Origin of the sequence: Streptomyces argenteolus, assembly GCF_042902585.1 — a bacterium.
In the GTDB taxonomy this organism is placed as follows: Bacteria; Actinomycetota; Actinomycetes; order Streptomycetales; family Streptomycetaceae; genus Streptomyces; species Streptomyces argenteolus.
On the sequence record NZ_JBIBEG010000002.1, the window covers coordinates 765,898 to 781,114 of the forward strand.

Genomic DNA, 15,217 nt, shown 5'->3' on the forward strand with positions numbered 1-15,217 from the left:
CCGCTCCCCGACGCGGCGGCGATCAGCGTAGCAACGGGCCGGGGGCGAAGAGCAGTTCGGTTCCGTAGCCGTTCCGTCCCGATCGTGTGCCGGACCGCGGGGCTGCGGCGAGGGGTTCCGCTGCGCCTACAATTCGGCGGTGAACGCCACCCTCCCCACCGCGGAAGCCCTGCGCGCCGCACTGGCCGCCCTGCTCGACGGGCTGCCCCCGAAGCAGGCCGCGCAGGCCGTCGACCGGCTCATCGCCAGCTACCGCGGGACCACCCCCACCGACACCCCGGTCCTGCGCGACCGCTCGGACGTCGCCGCGTACGCCGCATACCGGATGCCCGCGACCTTCGAGGCCGTACGCTCCTGCCTCGCCGCACTCCGCGAGGCCGCGCCGGACTGGGTGCCGCTCACGCACACCGACGTCGGCGGCGGTACGGGCGCGGCGAGCTGGGCGGTGGCCGGTGCCTGGGAGGAGGGGCCGCGGACCACCGTCCTGGACTGGGCGGAACCCGCCCTCGCCCTCGGCCGTGAGCTGGCCCGGTCCTCCGCCCTGCCCGGGCTGCGGGCCGCCACCTGGGAGCGGGCGAGGATCGGTACGTCGCTGGAGCTCGGGCCCACGGACCTGGTGACCGTGTCGTACGTCCTCAAGGAGCTCACCCCCGCGGACCGGGTCGCCCTGGTGGACGCCGCGGCGGGCGCGGCGCAGGCCGTGGTGATCGTGGAACCCGGCACCCCCGACGGCTACGAACGCGTCATCGAGGCCCGCGACCGGCTGATCGCCGCCGGGATGGGTGTCGCGGCCCCCTGCCCGCACGACGGTGCCTGCCCCGTCGAACGCGGCACGGACTGGTGCCACTTCTCGGCCCGGGTCAGCCGCTCGTCCCTGCACCGCCAGGTCAAGGGGGGATCCCTGAGCCACGAGGACGAGAAGTTCAGCTACGTGGTGGCGACCCGGTTCCCGGTCGTGCCGGCCGCCGCCCGGGTCGTCCGCAGGCCGCAGATCCGCAAGGGCCAGGTGCTGCTGGAGCTCTGCACCCGCGACGAGGGCCTGCGGCGCGCCACGGTCACCAAGCGGCACGGCGAGCTCTACCGTGCCGCCCGGGACACCGCGTGGGGCGACCCCTGGCCGCCGCCCGAAGGTGACTAGGCCCGCAGCTCCTGCGTGCAGCACTTCACGCTGCCGCCGCCCTTGAGCAGCTCGCCCAGATCCATCGGGACCGGCTCGAAGCCCCGGTCCCGCAGCGGGTCGAAGAGCCCCGTCGCGGCCTGCGGGAGCAGCACGTGGCGCCCGTCGCTGACCGCGTTGAGGCCCAGCGCGGCGGCGTCCGCCTCGCCGGCGAGCAGGGCGTCGGGGAAGAGCCGCGCCAGCACGGACCGGCTGCCGGGGGAGAAGGCCCCGGGGTAGTACATGATCTCGTCAGCCGCCTCGTCGAGCACGCAGAGCGCGGTGTCCAGGTGGTAGTAGCGCGGGTCCACGAGGTCGAGGCCGATCACGGGGCGCCCGAAGAACTCCTGCGCCTCGTCGTGGGAGAGCGGGCTGGACCGGAAGCCCCGCCCGGCCAGGAGGTACGTCGAGGTCACCGCGAAGTCACCCTCGCCCTCGTTCACGTGGGCCGGCTCGTGGATCTCCGTGAAGCCGTGGGACCGGAACCACTCCCGGTGGGCCTCGGCCTCCGCGTACCGCTCGCGGTAGGCGAACAGGGCGCCGAGCACCCGGCCGTCGACGACGGTGGCCCCGTTCGCGGCGAACACCATGTCGGGCAGTTCGGGGCGGGGGGTGAGGAGCTCCACGGTGTGGCCGAGCGACCGGTAGCGGTCGCGCAGGTCCTCCCACTGGGTGGTGGCCAGCGGCAGGTCCACGGGCTTGGACGGGTCCATCCACGGGTTGATGGAGTACGTGACCTGGAAGTGGGCCGGTGGGCACATCAGGTAGCGACGAGGGGTGGCGTCACGGGTCAATGCAGGCTCCTCACGAACGGCGGCCGTAACCGCGGCACGGTGGGATGCGCACGGGGTGTGTGCGTGTGTTCATGGTGCGCCGTGCCGGGCCTGCGCGCTGTGATCCGTTCGGGTGGTTCACGCGGGGCCCGCCGGGGCACGGGGCGGTGTCCGCGGGGGCGGCCGGGGTGTGCCGGAAGGACCGCCGGGCGCCCGGTGCCGGGCGGTGCTCGCGGGGGCGCCGGTTCGCCGGACGGGCTCCCGAGTCCGGCAAGACGATACGTATCGGGCCGTGGTCCCTCTAGGCTGGCCGGATGGCACCTCACAAGGCTCCCGACTCCACCCGCCGCAGCGACCGCTCACGCCGCGCGATCCATGACGCCGCGCTGGCCCTCGTGGGGGAGGTGGGATACGCGCGGACGACGATCGAGGGCATTGCCGCCCGCGCCGGGGTGGGCAAGCAGACGATCTACCGCTGGTGGCCGTCGAAGGCGGCCGTGCTCATGGACGCCTTCCTCGAGACCGCGGCACGCCAGGCGGCGGAGGCTGCGGGGGCGGGCGGTGCCGAGACGGGCGGCACGTACGAGATCCCCGACACCGGGGACCTGGCGGCCGACCTGAAGCTGGTCCTGCGGGCCACCGTCGACGAGCTGAACGACGCGGCGACCGAGGCGCCCATGCGGGCCCTGGCCGCCGAAGGCATCGTCGACCCCGCCCTCGGAGCCCAATTCGTCGAAAACCTGCTCGAACCGCAACTTCAGTTGTATGTCACACGGCTCCGGGCCGCCCAGGACGCCGGCCAGGTGCGCGCGGACATCGACCCGCGCGTCGCGCTGGAGCTCCTGATCGCCCCGCTCACCCACCGCTGGCTGCTGAGGACCCTTCCCCTCACCCACGCCTACGCGGACGCGGTCGTCGACCACGCCCTGGGAGGGCTCCTGCCGCGGGCCGGAGCGTGACCGCCCATTCCGTGACATTCCGCACGAGCGCGACGGCCTCCGCGCGACCGCCCGGGCACCCCGCTTGGGAACTCTGGCCACCCGAGGCGCAGGATGGTGGGACCATGGAGAGGTAACCGCTGAGGTGAGGGGATAGATGGGCGCCGATTCCGGCCGCTATCGCGGCACAGAGGGCAGGATTTCCCAGTGGCTGCGCAGGCGGCCCAAACCGCAGCCGGAAGCCGACGACGCGACCCGGCTGGGGCTGCTCCTGGCCGTCGCCGAGGCAGGAATGCCGATCTCCCCGGCCGCGCACCCGTCCGGCTACCGATGTTCGTGCGAGCGCATCGGCTGTCCCACTCCCGCCCGGCACCCCGTCTCGTTCGCCTGGCAGACGCAGTCCACGACGGACCGCGCCCAGATCGAGCGCTGGGCGGCCGGCCAGCCGCTGGCCAACTTCATCACCGCGACGGGCATGATCCACGACGTCCTCGACGTCCCCCTGGCCGCAGGGCAGGACGCCCTGGACCGGCTCATCGCGGCAGGCGTCGACGTCGGCCCCGTGGCCCAGTCCGGCAGTGACCGGATGCTCTTCTTCACCGCCACCCGCGGCACCCCCGACGACGAGGACGAGTGGTGGCCCTGCGAGCTGGACTGCCACCCCGAGACCATGGACGAGCATCCGGGGCTGCGCTGGCACTGCCGCGGCAGTTATGTCCTGCTGCCGCCCGCACGCCTCCCCGGTGACCTCGACGTCCACTGGATCCGAGGTCCGGAGCACCCGCTGCCCGACCCGCTGACCCTGCTGGAGACGCTCACCGACGCCTGTGCGCAGTACGCGGACACCGCCGACGAGAGCGACCTCGACCACGGTTCGGTGGCCTGGCCGCTCAGCCGCTGAGGCAGGGCCGCCCGGTCAGGAGCCCTGCGCCGCCACCAGGCCGGGGAGCCGGTTCAGCACGCGCGCCTTGGCGTCCGTACCTCCGGCGTCCTTCTTCGGCACGTAGACCAGCTGGCTGGAGACCCGCTCCTTGGTGAGGGTGCTCTTCACCTCGCCGGTCAGCAGCGCCTGCACGTCCGCCGTGACCGTCGGCCGCAGCCCCTGCGCGGCCGTCTGACGCTCGAAGTGCTTGCTGCTGAAGAACACCAGGGCCCCGCCGTCCTCCGTCCGCAGTCCCAGCGGCGCGAACGTCCCCGAATCCAGCGGCTGGTCGGCGAACTGGTAGGAGAAGCCCGCCCTGCGGGTGTTCTTCCGCGCGTCGCGCCAGCCCGAGGTCGTCGCCCCCGGGGCGAAGACGTCCGGTGCGCCCTCCTGCAGGTAGTCGGTGTACGTGGTGCTCAGGTCCGCCGGTGCGGTGGCCAGCGTGGAGTCCGTCTCCTCCGAGGGCACGGGCTGGGCCCAGCCGTCGGCGTCCTTGCCGAACTCCGGTATCACGGACGGGGCGACGACCGCCAGATAGGCGACCTTCCAGGGCGCGTCCGGGCCGGTGCGGACGAACGCGAGCAGCCAGCGGGTGTCCTGCTTCCCGGCGTCCGCGTCGCGGTTGGAGTCGGTGTCCGCGAGGAACCAGCGCGGCCAGCCCGCCTTCTTGGGAATGGTGTACGAGGCGTCGGTCAACTCCAGCGGCTTGTGCGCCGCGTTGCCCTCCGGGCTGGTCTTCTGCCGCGCGGCGAGCCCTGCCTGGTTGATCGCGCCGAGCGAGCCGGTCACCCGGTCCGCGTCCAGCGCCGGATCGTACGCCTCGTCCGCCTTGTTGTACGCGACGGTGAAATCCTCCAGGGCCTTCGCGGCCTCGGCCCTCGTCGCCCCCGGGACTACTTCCAGCTCACCGTGTACCGTCACGCAGCCGCTCGCCGTCACGACCAGTACCGTCGTCGTCGCGAGCCCCGCCGCCAGTCGACCCAGCCTTCTCATCCGTTGTCTTCTGCGCCTTCTGATCCGTCGTCCGCACTGACCGCCTGAACCCTACCGGGGCGAGGAACAGCGCGAGTGTGGGGATGAGATACAGCGCCCACACCGTGACCTGGAGAACGGTCGGATCGGCCTGGAAGTTGAAGACCCCCTTGAGCAGGGTGCCGTACCAGCTGTCCGGCGGAATCGTGCTCGTGACGTCGAACGCCTTGTTCCCCAGACCGCCGAGGAACCGGGCCTCCTGGAGGTCGTGCACGCCGTAGGCCAGCACACCCGCCGCCACCACCACGAGCATGCCGCCCGTCCAGGTGAAGAACTTCGACAGGTTGATCCGCAGCGCGCCCCGGTAGAACAGCCAGCTCAGCAGGATCGCGGTCGCGATGCCCAGCAGCACCCCCACCAGGGGCGCGGAGGAACCCTCGCCGCTGGCCCGCACCGACGCCCACACGAACAGCGCGGTCTCCAGTCCCTCACGGCCCACCGCCAGGAACGCGGTGGCGACCAGGGCGCCCGTCCCCATCGCGAGCGCCGTGTCCAGCCTGCCGTGCAGCTCCGTCCTCAGATGCCGCGCGGTACGCCGCATCCAGAACACCATCCACGTGACGAGCCCGACGGCGATGATCGACAGCGATCCGCCGAGCATCTCCTGCGCCTCGAACGTCAGCTCCTGGGAACCGAATTCGAGTGCGGCGCCGAACGCCAGGGAAAGGGCGCAGGCGATGGCGATACCGGTCCAGACCGGGCGCAGCGCGTCACGGCGACCGGTCTTGACCAGGTAGGCCACGAGGATGCAGACGACCAGGCCGGCTTCGAGCCCTTCGCGCAGGCCGATCAGATAGTTGCCGAACATGCCGGTCCTTCCACGGTGCGGGTCATGAGAACCACGGTGCAGGTCGTGAGAGCCACGCCCAGGTCATGCGAACAGCGCCCGGCCCCACCAGTCGTCCGTGTCACGGACGCCCGGCGGCACGGCGAAGACCGCCGAACCCACGTGCTGGATGTACTCGTTGAGGGCGTCCGACGCCGCCAGGCCGCGCTGGACCGGGATGAAGCCCTTGCGGACGTCCCGCTGGTAGGCCAGGAAGAACAGACCCGCGTCGAGCCGGCCCAGACCGTCCGTACCGTCGGTGAAGGAGTAGCCGCGGCGCAGCATCCTCGCCCCGCCGTTGCTGTCCGGGTGCGCCAGGCGCACGTGCGCGGTCGGCAGCATCGCCTTCAGGAACGGCTCGTCGCGCTCCTTCGCCTTGCCGACCGGGGCACCCTCGCCCTTGTCGCGGCCGAAGATGTCCTCCTGCTCCTGCAACGGGGCGCGGTCCCAGGTCTCGATGTGCATGCGGATGCGCCGGGCCACCAGGTACGACCCGCCGGCCATCCATCCGGTGCCGTCGGTCGCGCCGGCCCACACGTGCTTCGTCAGGGCCGCCTCGTCCGTGCCCGAGATGTTCCGGGTGCCGTCCTTGAACCCCATCATGTTGCGCGGGGTCTGGGAGTGCGGCGTCGTCGATGACGTCTTGCCGAACCCCAGCTGGGACCAGCGGACGGCGGTGCGGCCCATCCCGATCCTGGCGAGGTTCCGGATGGCGTGCACGGCGACCTGCGGGTCGTCCGCGCAGGCCTGCACGCACAGGTCGCCGCCGCTGCGGGAGGCGTCCAGGTTGTCGCCGGGGAACTTCGGCAGGTCCACCAGTGCCTCGGGCCGCCGGTCGGCCAGGCCGAAGCGGTCCTCGGCGAACAGGGACGGGCCGACGCCGAAGGTGAGCGTCAGCCGCGAAGGCCTGAGGCCCAGGGCCTCGCCCGTGTCGTCCGGCGGGGCCTCGGCCGGCCCTCCGTACGCCCCCTCGCCGACGGTCCGTCCCGCCGTCATCCGCTCGGCGGCCCGGGTCCACTCCTTCAGGAGGGCGATCAGCTCGGCCCTGTCCTTCGTGGTCACGTCGAACGCGGCGAAGTGCAGCCGGTCCTGGACGGGGGTCGCGATCCCCGCCTGGTGCGCCCCGTGGAAGGGAACCGCCGCCCCGGTGTCCGCCGCCGGTTCCGCGTCGCCGCCGGAGCGCACGGCGGCCACCGTGCCGCCCGCGGCGGCGGCGCCGAGCGCCAGCCCGGCACCGCCCCAGCCCAGGAGGGCACGGCGCGAAGGGGCGGGGGAGCCGGCCGGCTCCCCGTTCTCCTCGGTCAGGGGTTCGGTCATGATCGGGCCTCCGTCACTTCGTGACCGCGGCGGCCAGCTTGGACAGCGGCTCCGCGAGGGCGTTGACCGCGTCGGAGAGCTCCTTGCGGTCCGCCTTGCCGACCTTGTCGTACGGGGTGAAGTCGTAGGAGGTCTTGTCCGCGCGGTACGTGTCCAGGAGGGTGTCCAGCGCCGCGAACTGCTTGTCGAGGGAGGCGGTCAGCGCGGGGTCGTTCTTCGACGCGATCGGCTTGAGGAGCTCGTACGACCGCTCCGCGCCCTCGACGTTCGCCTTGAAGTCGACGAGGTCGGTGTGGCTGTAGCGCTCCTCCTCGCCGGTGACCTTGCCGGTGGCCACCTCGTCGAGGAGCTCCTTGGCGCCGTTCGCCATGGACGTCGGGGTGATGTCCGCCCGGCCGACCCGCTTCTGCCAGTCCAGCAGGTCCTTGTAGAGGGTGGGTGCGAGCGCCTTCTCCTCGGCGCCCAGCTTCTCGTCCTGCCACAGCGCCTTCTCCAGGCGGTGCCAGCCGGTCCACTCCTGGCCGTCCTCCAGGCCGTCCTCGCGGACGTCGACCTTCGGGTCGATGTCGCCGAAGGACTCGGCGACCGGCTCGGTCCGCTCCCAGCCGATGCGGGAACCGGCGTACGCCTTCTTCGCAGCCTCGATGTCACCCGCGGCGACGGCGTCCGTGAAGACCTTCACCTTGGGCAGCGTCTCGTCGGCCTGCGCCTGCACATAGGTGCGGTAACCCGCCACGGCCTTGTCCATCTCGGGGCTCCGCTCGGCGGCCTTGCCTCCGGTGACCTCGACCGTCTGCCGGATGCCCTCGCCCTTCATGCCCGGCTTGCAGGCGATCTCGTACGTGCCGGCCTTGATCTCGGCCGTGATCCTCGCCTTGGTGCCCGGGCCGATGTTCTCGCGCTCGGTGACGATCCGGTCGTCCGGGAAGAGGACGTAGACCTCGGTGACCTTCGATCCCTTGTTCTCCACGGCCAGTTCGACGTGGCCGGCCGGGATCTTCTTCGACGACACCTCGCAGGAGCTGTCCTTGGCGATCACCTCGACGGCGCCGTCACCCTTGCCGTCGCTCTTCTCGGCGCAGCCCGTGACGACGGTCAGGGCGGCCACCGCGGCGACAGCGGTGACGACGGAGGGACGAAGGGCTCGCATGAGGGCTCCACAAGGGTGAAAGAGCGGGGACGGTACGGACGGACAGCAGGTGAGGCTGGCCTAACTTAACCGTGCCTCACCGCGCCATCACCCGTCCGTGAAGTGATTCGGATCTCACTCGGCCGCTCCGGAAACGACCTGGTCACGGGTGGTTCATGGGGAACCCGCAGAAAGGTCAAACGAGGGTCAAGCAAGCCTTTTCGGTGCGGCGGGCGGAATCCCCGTACGGGGGAGTGGGGCGACCTCGGCTCGCGGCGTGCCGGAGCCGCACCGCCCGGCCCCTCCCCGGCCCTGAGCCGGGGGTCCGGACGACGGCCCGCCGGCGTACGTCGCCGGTGCCGCCCAGGGGCGTCGAGATGCCCGCGCGGGTGCTTGAATGCGGACGTGAACGACTTCGACGTACCCGCCGGCATCGACGTACTGCGTGTGTTCTGCGCCCCCGACGGCAGTCACGGCAACGCCCTCGGCGTCGTACGCGACGGACGGGGCTATCCCGACGACGCGTCCCGGCAGGCGCTCGCCCGCAAGCTCGGCTTCAGCGAGACGGTCTTCGTGGACGACCCGGAGCGCGGCACCGTCGACATCCGCACACCCGGGCTGCGGCTGCCCTTCGCCGGGCACCCGCTCGTCGGCACGGCCTGGCTGCTCGACCTGGACCTGCTGGAGCTGCCCGTCGGGGACGTGACGGCCCGTCAGGACGGGGAGTTCACCTGGATCACCGCCCGCCCCGAGTGGGCGCCGCCGAGGACGCTGGAGCAGTACGGATCGGTCGCCGAGGTCGAGGCGCTGACGGGGCCGCCGCCCGGCGAGGGCTGGGTCTACGTCTGGGCCTGGGAGGACGAGGCGGCGGGCCGCGTGCGGGCCCGGGCCTTCCCGCGGCGCGACGACGGCATCGCGGAGGACGAGGCGACCGGAGCGGCGGCCATGCTGCTGAGCGCCGCGCTCGGCCGCGCCCTGAACATCAGGCAGGGGCGCGGCTCCCAGATCCTCACCGCGCCCGCTCCGGACGGCACGATGGAGGTGGGGGGCCGCGTCCTTCTGGTGCTCGCCTCCTGACCCTGTGAGTCCGTGACTCCGGAGTCACCCGGTCACGAGGCGAGCGGGAAGACCTCGCCGAGCTCGTGGAAGACGGCGGTGTTCAGCGCGAAGGCGCGCTTGCACTCGTCGACGATGCGCTGCTTCTCCAGATCGTCGGCGTTCACCGCGTCCAGCAGCTCGCGGTACTCCCGCTTGAAGGCGGCCGGGTTGGCGATCTGCTCGAACACGTAGAAGCGCACCCCGTCGCCCTTGCGCGCGAACCCCCAGGTCTTCTCCGCGGTGCCCCGGATGATCTGGCCGCCCGAGAGGTCCCCGAGGTAGCGGGTGTAGTGGTGGGCGACGTATCCGGCCGGCCACGCACGGGCGCACTCGGCGACCCGCTCGGCGTACGCGGCGGTGGCGGGCAGCGGCTCCAGCCCTTCGCGCCAGCCCGCGCCGCGCAGATGGCCGAGGTCGCGCTCCAGTTCGGCGCGGCGCATCAGCTCCGGCCGTATGAAGGGCCCCGCCACCGGGTCCTCGCGCAGGCGCTCCGCCCCGTCCTCCAGCGCCCGGTAGACGAACCACAGCTGCTCGGTGTAGCGCGTGTACGCCTCCACCCCGAGCCGCCCCCCGAGCATGTCGCTCATGAAGGTCGAGGACTCGGCCTCCGTGTGCTGCTCGTGCGAGGCGGTGCGGATGAGCGTGGAGAAGGGGGTGGTGGCGGTTGCGTTCAAAACGGGCCTCCGGGGACCTGGGGGACGGGAAGTCCGGACAGAAACGTACATGTGGATGCGCCGCGTGCGTGCTGCCGTGCACCAGTACGCCGATCCTCCTGCTTAGGCTTACCTAAGTCAACAGGTTCCCGACTGCCTGTCGGTAAGTCCGCCCGCGCGGAACGCGCCCTACGGGAGGGTGAGGATGTCCGCCCCCGTCTCCGTCACCACCAGTGTGTGCTCGAACTGGGCGGTCCGCCTGCGGTCCTTCGTCACCACGGTCCAGCCGTCGTCCCACATGTCGTAGTCGTGGGTGCCGAGCGTGAGCATGGGCTCGATGGTGAACGTCATCCCGGGCTGCATCACGGTCGTCGCGTGCGGGCTGTCGTAGTGGGGGATGATCAGCCCGGAGTGGAACGACGAGTTGATCCCGTGCCCCGTGAAGTCGCGCACCACCCCGTAGCCGAAACGCTTGGCGTACGACTCGATGACGCGGCCGATCACGTTGATCTGCCGGCCGGGCCGGACCGCCTTGATGGCGCGGTTCAGCGACTCCCGGGTGCGCTCCACGAGGAGCCGGGACTCCTCGTCGACGTCGCCGCAGAGGTAGGTGGCGTTGTTGTCGCCGTGCACACCGTTGATGTACGCCGTGACGTCGAGGTTCACGATGTCACCGTCCCGCAGCACCGTGGAGTCGGGGATGCCGTGGCAGATGACCTCGTTGACCGAGGTGCAGAGCGACTTCGGGAAGCCCCGGTAGCCGAGGGTCGACGGATACGCCCCGTGGTCCACCATGAACGCGTGGGCCACGCGGTCGAGTTCGTCGGTGGTGACGCCCGGGGCGATGTGCTTGGCGGCCTCCTCCATCGCCTGCGCCGCGATGCGGCCCGCGATCCGCATGCGCTCCACGGTGTCGGAGTCCTGGATCTCCGGCCCGGTGTACGGCGTGGGAGCGGGCTTCCCGACGTACTCGGGGCGCCGGATGTTTCCGGGAACGGAACGGACGGGAGTGATCTCCCCTGGTACGAGCAGTGACTGGCCAGACATGTCGGCGAGTCTAACCAGCGCACTCGGGGCACCATGGCAACGAGGAAAGGATCCCGCAATGGCCCTGTTCAAGAAGCGCACGGTGGGCAAACCGGGCGAGTGGTACTACTGCCTGGAGCACAAGAAGGTCGAGGAAGGGCCCGAGTGCCCGGCGAAGGACCGCTTCGGTCCGTACACCACCCGGGAGGAGGCGCAGCGCGCGATGGACACGGCGCGCGAGCGGAATCTGGAGTGGGAGAACGACCCGAAGTGGCACGACCGCACGGACCGGCCGACGGACGAGGCGCCGGACTAGACCGCCGGAGTCTCCTCGGGGTGGACGCCCACGGCACGCCGCCGTGCGGCGTCCTCGTCCGTCTCGGAGTCGTACGTGAGGAGCTTCGGCAGCGCCACGGCCAGCAGCGCGACGGACGCGACACACGCCACCCCGCCCGACCAGACCGCGGTCCGCGTCCCCGTCCAGCCCGCCATCGCGCCGGCCCTGACCTGGCCGAGCTGGGGGCCGACGCTGTACGAGAGGACCTCGATCCCGGCGAGTCTGCCCCGCAGCGCGTCGGGGACGGTCTGGTTCCAGATCGTGGAGCGCCCGAGTCCGCTCAGCATGTCGCCGGCGCCCGCGACCCCCAGGCAGCACAGCACCAGCCAGACGTTCCCGAACCACCCCGCCGCCGCGACGGCCAGGCCCCACACCGCCGCGCCGCCGACGACGAACAGTCCGTGCCGGCGCACCCGTGAGGTCCAGCCACTGGTCAGCCCCAGCAGCAACGACCCCACCGACCCCGCCGCGTACATCAGGCCCAGCGACCACTCCGCGTCCAGCTCGTCCGCCAGGAACGGGAAGATCGCGTTCGGGAAGGCGAAGAACATCGCGGCGAGGTCGATCGCGTACGTGCCCAGCAGCACCGGGCGGCTCCAGGCGTACCGCGCACCCTCGGCGATCCCGCGCAGCGACGGCTTCTCGGCGTCACGGGCGGGCGGCGCCGAGGACAGCCGCAGGCACAGCAGGACCGAGACGGCGAAGGTGACGACGGTGACCCCGTAGGCGGTGGCGTGCCCCGCGTAGGCCACCACCACACCGGCCAGCGAGGGCCCGGCGATCGCACCGACCTGCCAGCGCAGGGAGTTCAGCGCGGCGGCGGCGGTCTGCTGGCCGTGCGGGACGATCCGGGCCATCAGCGAGTCGAGCGCCGGCCGCTGGAGCCCGGCCAGTGCGGAAACCCCGCCCGCCACCACGTACAGCGGCCAGAGCGCGGGCTCGGGGGCGAGGGCGTTCGCCAGCAGGACGACGGCCAGCAGGCCGAGCCCGGCCTCCGTGCCGAGGATGACCTTGCGCCGGTCGGCGGAGTCGGCGAGCGCACCTCCGTACAGCCCGAAGACCACCAGGGGCACGAGCTCCACGGCGCCCATGGCTCCGACGGCGAGCGGTGAGCCCGTGAGGTCCTTGATCTGGAGCGGCAGCGCGATCAGGGCCATGAAGCTGCCGAAATAGGTGATCAGCCCCTGGACCCAGAGCAGCCGGAAGTCGGCGGACGAACGCCAGGGGGAGAGATCGGGCAGCAGACGAGAGGTCACGGGGAGTCATGCTCGGCCGCCTCGCCGCTCCCGGCAACCCATTTGTGCCGGGGTGGGTGGCCCCGGCACCTCACCAGCGGGCCGGCGGCGGGGCCGTCAGCTGGTCGGCGAGGCGGGAGAGCCGGTCGCGGAACGTCCGGCGGCCCCGGGGGGCCGGGGCGCCGTTCTCGCCGGCCGCCGCGCTGACGAGGTGCTGGACGGTGTCCAGATCCACCTCGTCGTCGGCGGTCACCGTCAGCGCCTCGTGCGCGAGGCCCCGCACCTCCGGATCGCCGCCGTCCAGCGACAGCACGGTCGCCCCCGCCCGGCGTGCGTCGTGCACGCGCTCCAGCAGCCCGCCGTCCGGCCGCTCCGGCGCGACCACCAGCAGCGTCTCGCCGCGCCCGGCCGCCTCGATGCGGCCCAGGCCGACGGCCAGGTGCACCGGGTCGTCCGGCTCCACCCGGTGGCGTACGAGCGTGGGCCGCAGCTGCGGGAGTCCCGACCAGGTGGACTCGTCGACCAGGTGGGCGGCCATGTGCCACGGCTCGTAGACCTCGGTCCCCACCAGCAGCAGCCCTCCGCCCCGCGGGACCACCGACGACCGCAGGGTCCGGGCGAAGCCCCTGGCCGCGGCGGGCCACTCCGTCCCCGCGAGGACCTCACGCAGCAGGGCGACTCGTACGGCATCCATGGCCCGGCATCATGCCCCGGCCGTGCCCCCGCGGCTGCCCGATCGCCGTAATCCACCCGAACGGGAAGTACGGCGACGGGGCTTGCGCGGCACGCACGGTTCGCACGCCGGCGGGCTCCGCGGGGGTGCCGGCCGCCGTGACGCTCGTCGCACCGTGCTCGGCTTCGGGGACGCGTTCTTTACCTGGCAGTAGGGTCGGCGCCATGACTACGAATGACAGTGGCAGCGCGCCCAAGCCCCCCGCCAAGGACCCGTGGGACCTGCCCGACGTGTCCGGCCTGACCGTCGGCGTGCTCGGCGGAACCGGTCCCCAGGGCCGGGGTCTCGCCTACCGCTTCGCCCGCGCCGGGCAGAAGGTCGTCATCGGCTCCCGCGCCGCGGACCGGGCCGAGGCCGCGGCGGCCGAACTCGGCCACGGCGTCGAGGGCGCGGACAACGCCGAGTGCGCGCGCCGCAGCGACATCGTGATCGTCGCGGTGCCGTGGGACGGACACGCCAAGACGCTGGAGTCCCTGCGCGAGGAGCTCGCGGGCAAGCTCGTCGTCGACTGCGTCAACCCGCTCGGCTTCGACAAGAAGGGCGCCTACGCCCTGAAGCCCGAGGAGGGCAGCGCCGCCGAGCAGGCCGCGGCCCTGCTCCCGGACTCACGCGTGACCGCCGCCTTCCACCACCTGTCGGCGGTGCTGCTCCAGGACGAGTCCATCGAGGAGATCGACACCGACGTCATGGTGCTCGGAGAGGCGCGTGCCGACACGGACACCGTGCAGGCGCTCGCGAGCCGCATCCCCGGCATGCGCGGCGTCTTCGCCGGCCGGCTGCGCAACGCGCACCAGGTCGAGTCGCTGGTGGCGAACCTGATCTCCGTCAACCGCCGCTACAAGGCACACGCGGGGCTGCGCACCACCGACGTGTGAGGAGCCCGTCCCGGAGCCGAATCGGGCATGAGGGACACTGGGGAGGACCGCGCACCATCCCCGGACAGGAGCACCCGCCCTCATGCCCCGCCTCGCTCTCTACTCCCTCGTCGTCTGCGTCCTCGCCGTCGCCGCGGCCGTGGTCTCGTTCGTCCAGGGCAGCTTCCTCGGCATCGTGTGGGTGCTGCTCGCCGGGCTCTCCTCGAACATGGCCTGGTTCTACCTGCGCCGGCACAAGGCGGAGGCCCGCGCCGAGGCCGCAGCCCGCTAGCGGATCAGGGCGCAGCCCGGGTCCTGGTCGCCGAACCACTCCTGCCAGAAGCGGTAGGTGTCGAGCCCGCAGTACGTCTCGACCTCACTGACGCCCAGGCCCCGCAGCAGTGCGTCAACGGCGTCGAAGAACACGCCGTTGACCTCGGGGATCCACAGCAGCCCGAAGACCGCGAGCAGCCCGAACGGCGCGAACGGCTCCACCTGGCGGCGGATCCTGTACGAGAGCCAGGGCTCGATCACCCCGTAGCCGTCGAGGCCGGGGACCGGCAGGAAGTTCAGGATCGCCGCAGTCACCTGGAGCAGCGCCAGGAAGGCGAGCGCGAGCCGGAACGAGATCGGGACACCGTCCAGCGCGCCCAGCCAGAACGGCGCCGTGCAGACGACGGCGAACAGCACGTTCGTCAGGGGCCCGGCCGCGGAGATCAGGCTGTGCTTCCAGCGCCCCCTGATGCGGCCCCGCTCGATGTAGACGGCCCCGCCCGGCAGACCGATACCGCCCATGATCACGAACAGCACGGGCAGCACGATGCTCAGCAGGGCGTGGGTGTACTTGAGCGGGTTGAGGGTCAGATAGCCCTTCGCCTCGATCGAGATGTCGCCGCTGTGCAGTGCGGTGCGCGCGTGCGCGTACTCGTGGAGACAGAGCGAGACGATCCAGGCCGCCGTGACGAAGAGGAAGACGGCGAAGCCGGTCTGCTCGGCGAAGTCCGTCCACACCGCCCAGCCCGAGACGGCCATGACGGCGGCGATCCCCAGGAAGATCGGACTGACCCGCCGGTCGCTGGGACGGCGGAACGCGGTGGTCATCGAGGGAACTCCTGAGGACTGGACGGTGGCCGGCGGATCGCGACGAGCCCCCGAGGCTACGGGGTGGCACGGCGAGAACGTCTCGTG

General features: G+C 72.0%; 16 protein-coding genes and 1 pseudogene. 7 read left to right on the forward strand and 10 right to left on the reverse strand.

Translation table 11 applies throughout. The features are described 5' to 3' along the window. Positions 1 to 139 precede the first annotated feature (139 nt). A complete protein-coding gene (locus ACFY8O_RS10040) occupies positions 140 to 1,138 on the forward strand; it encodes a small ribosomal subunit Rsm22 family protein (protein ID WP_387900451.1) in 999 nt (332 codons plus the stop codon). Here ACFY8O_RS10040 and ddaH read toward each other — a convergent pair. Next, positions 1,135 to 1,977: pseudogene (gene ddaH, locus ACFY8O_RS10045) on the reverse strand (dimethylargininase); the annotation flags it as partial. The gene ACFY8O_RS10040 and the pseudogene ddaH sit on opposite strands and share 4 nt — an antisense overlap. Before the next feature lie 266 nt (positions 1,978 to 2,243). Between ddaH and ACFY8O_RS10050 the strand changes: the two are divergent. Beyond that, positions 2,244 to 2,888, forward strand: a complete 645-nt coding sequence (locus ACFY8O_RS10050; protein ID WP_145801841.1) for a TetR/AcrR family transcriptional regulator — start codon at positions 2,244 to 2,246, stop codon at positions 2,886 to 2,888. Between the two features lie 136 nt (positions 2,889 to 3,024). After that, positions 3,025 to 3,768: a bifunctional DNA primase/polymerase gene (locus tag ACFY8O_RS10055; protein ID WP_387900453.1), complete on the forward strand. Its 744-nt coding sequence runs from the start codon at positions 3,025 to 3,027 to the stop codon at positions 3,766 to 3,768. Between the two features lie 15 nt (positions 3,769 to 3,783). Here the strand turns inward: ACFY8O_RS10055 and ACFY8O_RS10060 are convergent, their stop codons facing one another. The 4 genes from ACFY8O_RS10060 to efeO all read right to left on the reverse strand — a co-directional run bounded on the left by ACFY8O_RS10060 (position 3,784) and on the right by efeO (position 8,114). Further along, on the reverse strand, positions 3,784 to 4,782 hold the full coding sequence (locus ACFY8O_RS10060; protein WP_145801844.1) for a hypothetical protein: 999 nt from the start codon (positions 4,780 to 4,782) through the stop codon (positions 3,784 to 3,786). Beyond that, positions 4,694 to 5,629, reverse strand: a complete 936-nt coding sequence (gene efeU / locus ACFY8O_RS10065; RefSeq protein WP_145801846.1) for an iron uptake transporter permease EfeU — start codon at positions 5,627 to 5,629, stop codon at positions 4,694 to 4,696. Before efeU ends, ACFY8O_RS10060 begins: the two co-directional genes overlap by 89 nt. A 63-nt stretch (positions 5,630 to 5,692) precedes the next feature. Further along, positions 5,693 to 6,964 carry an iron uptake transporter deferrochelatase/peroxidase subunit gene (gene efeB, locus ACFY8O_RS10070; protein ID WP_387900456.1) on the reverse strand — a complete coding sequence of 424 codons (1,272 nt, stop codon included), beginning with the start codon at positions 6,962 to 6,964 and terminating at the stop codon, positions 5,693 to 5,695. Positions 6,965 to 6,977: 13 nt separating this feature from the next. Continuing rightward, a complete protein-coding gene (gene efeO, locus ACFY8O_RS10075; RefSeq protein WP_387900458.1) occupies positions 6,978 to 8,114 on the reverse strand; it encodes an iron uptake system protein EfeO in 1,137 nt (378 codons plus the stop codon). Positions 8,115 to 8,498: 384 nt separating this feature from the next. Here efeO and ACFY8O_RS10080 point away from each other — a divergent pair, with 384 nt between their 5' ends. Beyond that, positions 8,499 to 9,170: a PhzF family phenazine biosynthesis protein gene (locus tag ACFY8O_RS10080; protein WP_145801848.1), complete on the forward strand. Its 672-nt coding sequence runs from the start codon at positions 8,499 to 8,501 to the stop codon at positions 9,168 to 9,170. Between the two features lie 32 nt (positions 9,171 to 9,202). Here ACFY8O_RS10080 and ACFY8O_RS10085 read toward each other — a convergent pair whose 3' ends face one another. Next, on the reverse strand, positions 9,203 to 9,865 hold the full coding sequence (locus ACFY8O_RS10085; protein WP_387900460.1) for a biliverdin-producing heme oxygenase: 663 nt from the start codon (positions 9,863 to 9,865) through the stop codon (positions 9,203 to 9,205). A gap of 168 nt (positions 9,866 to 10,033) precedes the next feature. Next, positions 10,034 to 10,891 carry a type I methionyl aminopeptidase gene (gene map, locus ACFY8O_RS10090; protein WP_145801850.1) on the reverse strand — a complete coding sequence of 286 codons (858 nt, stop codon included), beginning with the start codon at positions 10,889 to 10,891 and terminating at the stop codon, positions 10,034 to 10,036. 58 nt (positions 10,892 to 10,949) lie between these two features. Between map and ACFY8O_RS10095 the strand changes: the two genes are divergently transcribed. Next, positions 10,950 to 11,186, forward strand: coding sequence for a hypothetical protein (locus tag ACFY8O_RS10095; protein WP_145801851.1), 237 nt, complete (start codon positions 10,950 to 10,952; stop codon positions 11,184 to 11,186). Here the strand turns inward: ACFY8O_RS10095 and ACFY8O_RS10100 are convergent. Further along, positions 11,183 to 12,463, reverse strand: coding sequence for an MFS transporter (locus ACFY8O_RS10100; RefSeq protein WP_145801853.1), 1,281 nt, complete (start codon positions 12,461 to 12,463; stop codon positions 11,183 to 11,185). The genes ACFY8O_RS10095 and ACFY8O_RS10100 overlap by 4 nt on opposite strands. A 70-nt stretch (positions 12,464 to 12,533) precedes the next feature. After that, complete coding sequence (locus ACFY8O_RS10105; protein ID WP_145801855.1) at positions 12,534 to 13,136, reverse strand: hypothetical protein; 603 nt, start codon at positions 13,134 to 13,136, stop codon at positions 12,534 to 12,536. Positions 13,137 to 13,339: 203 nt separating this feature from the next. On the opposite strand from ACFY8O_RS10105, the gene npdG reads away from it, so the two are divergent. Both npdG and ACFY8O_RS10115 read left to right on the forward strand, forming a co-directional pair. After that, complete coding sequence (npdG, locus tag ACFY8O_RS10110; RefSeq protein ID WP_145801857.1) at positions 13,340 to 14,050, forward strand: NADPH-dependent F420 reductase; 711 nt, start codon at positions 13,340 to 13,342, stop codon at positions 14,048 to 14,050. An 82-nt stretch (positions 14,051 to 14,132) separates the two neighbouring features. Then, complete coding sequence (locus ACFY8O_RS10115) at positions 14,133 to 14,321, forward strand: hypothetical protein (protein ID WP_145801859.1); 189 nt, start codon at positions 14,133 to 14,135, stop codon at positions 14,319 to 14,321. Here ACFY8O_RS10115 and ACFY8O_RS10120 read toward each other — a convergent pair. Continuing rightward, complete coding sequence (locus tag ACFY8O_RS10120) at positions 14,318 to 15,130, reverse strand: site-2 protease family protein (protein WP_145801860.1); 813 nt, start codon at positions 15,128 to 15,130, stop codon at positions 14,318 to 14,320. The two genes, ACFY8O_RS10115 and ACFY8O_RS10120, sit on opposite strands and share 4 nt — an antisense overlap. Positions 15,131 to 15,217: the final 87 nt, after the last annotated feature.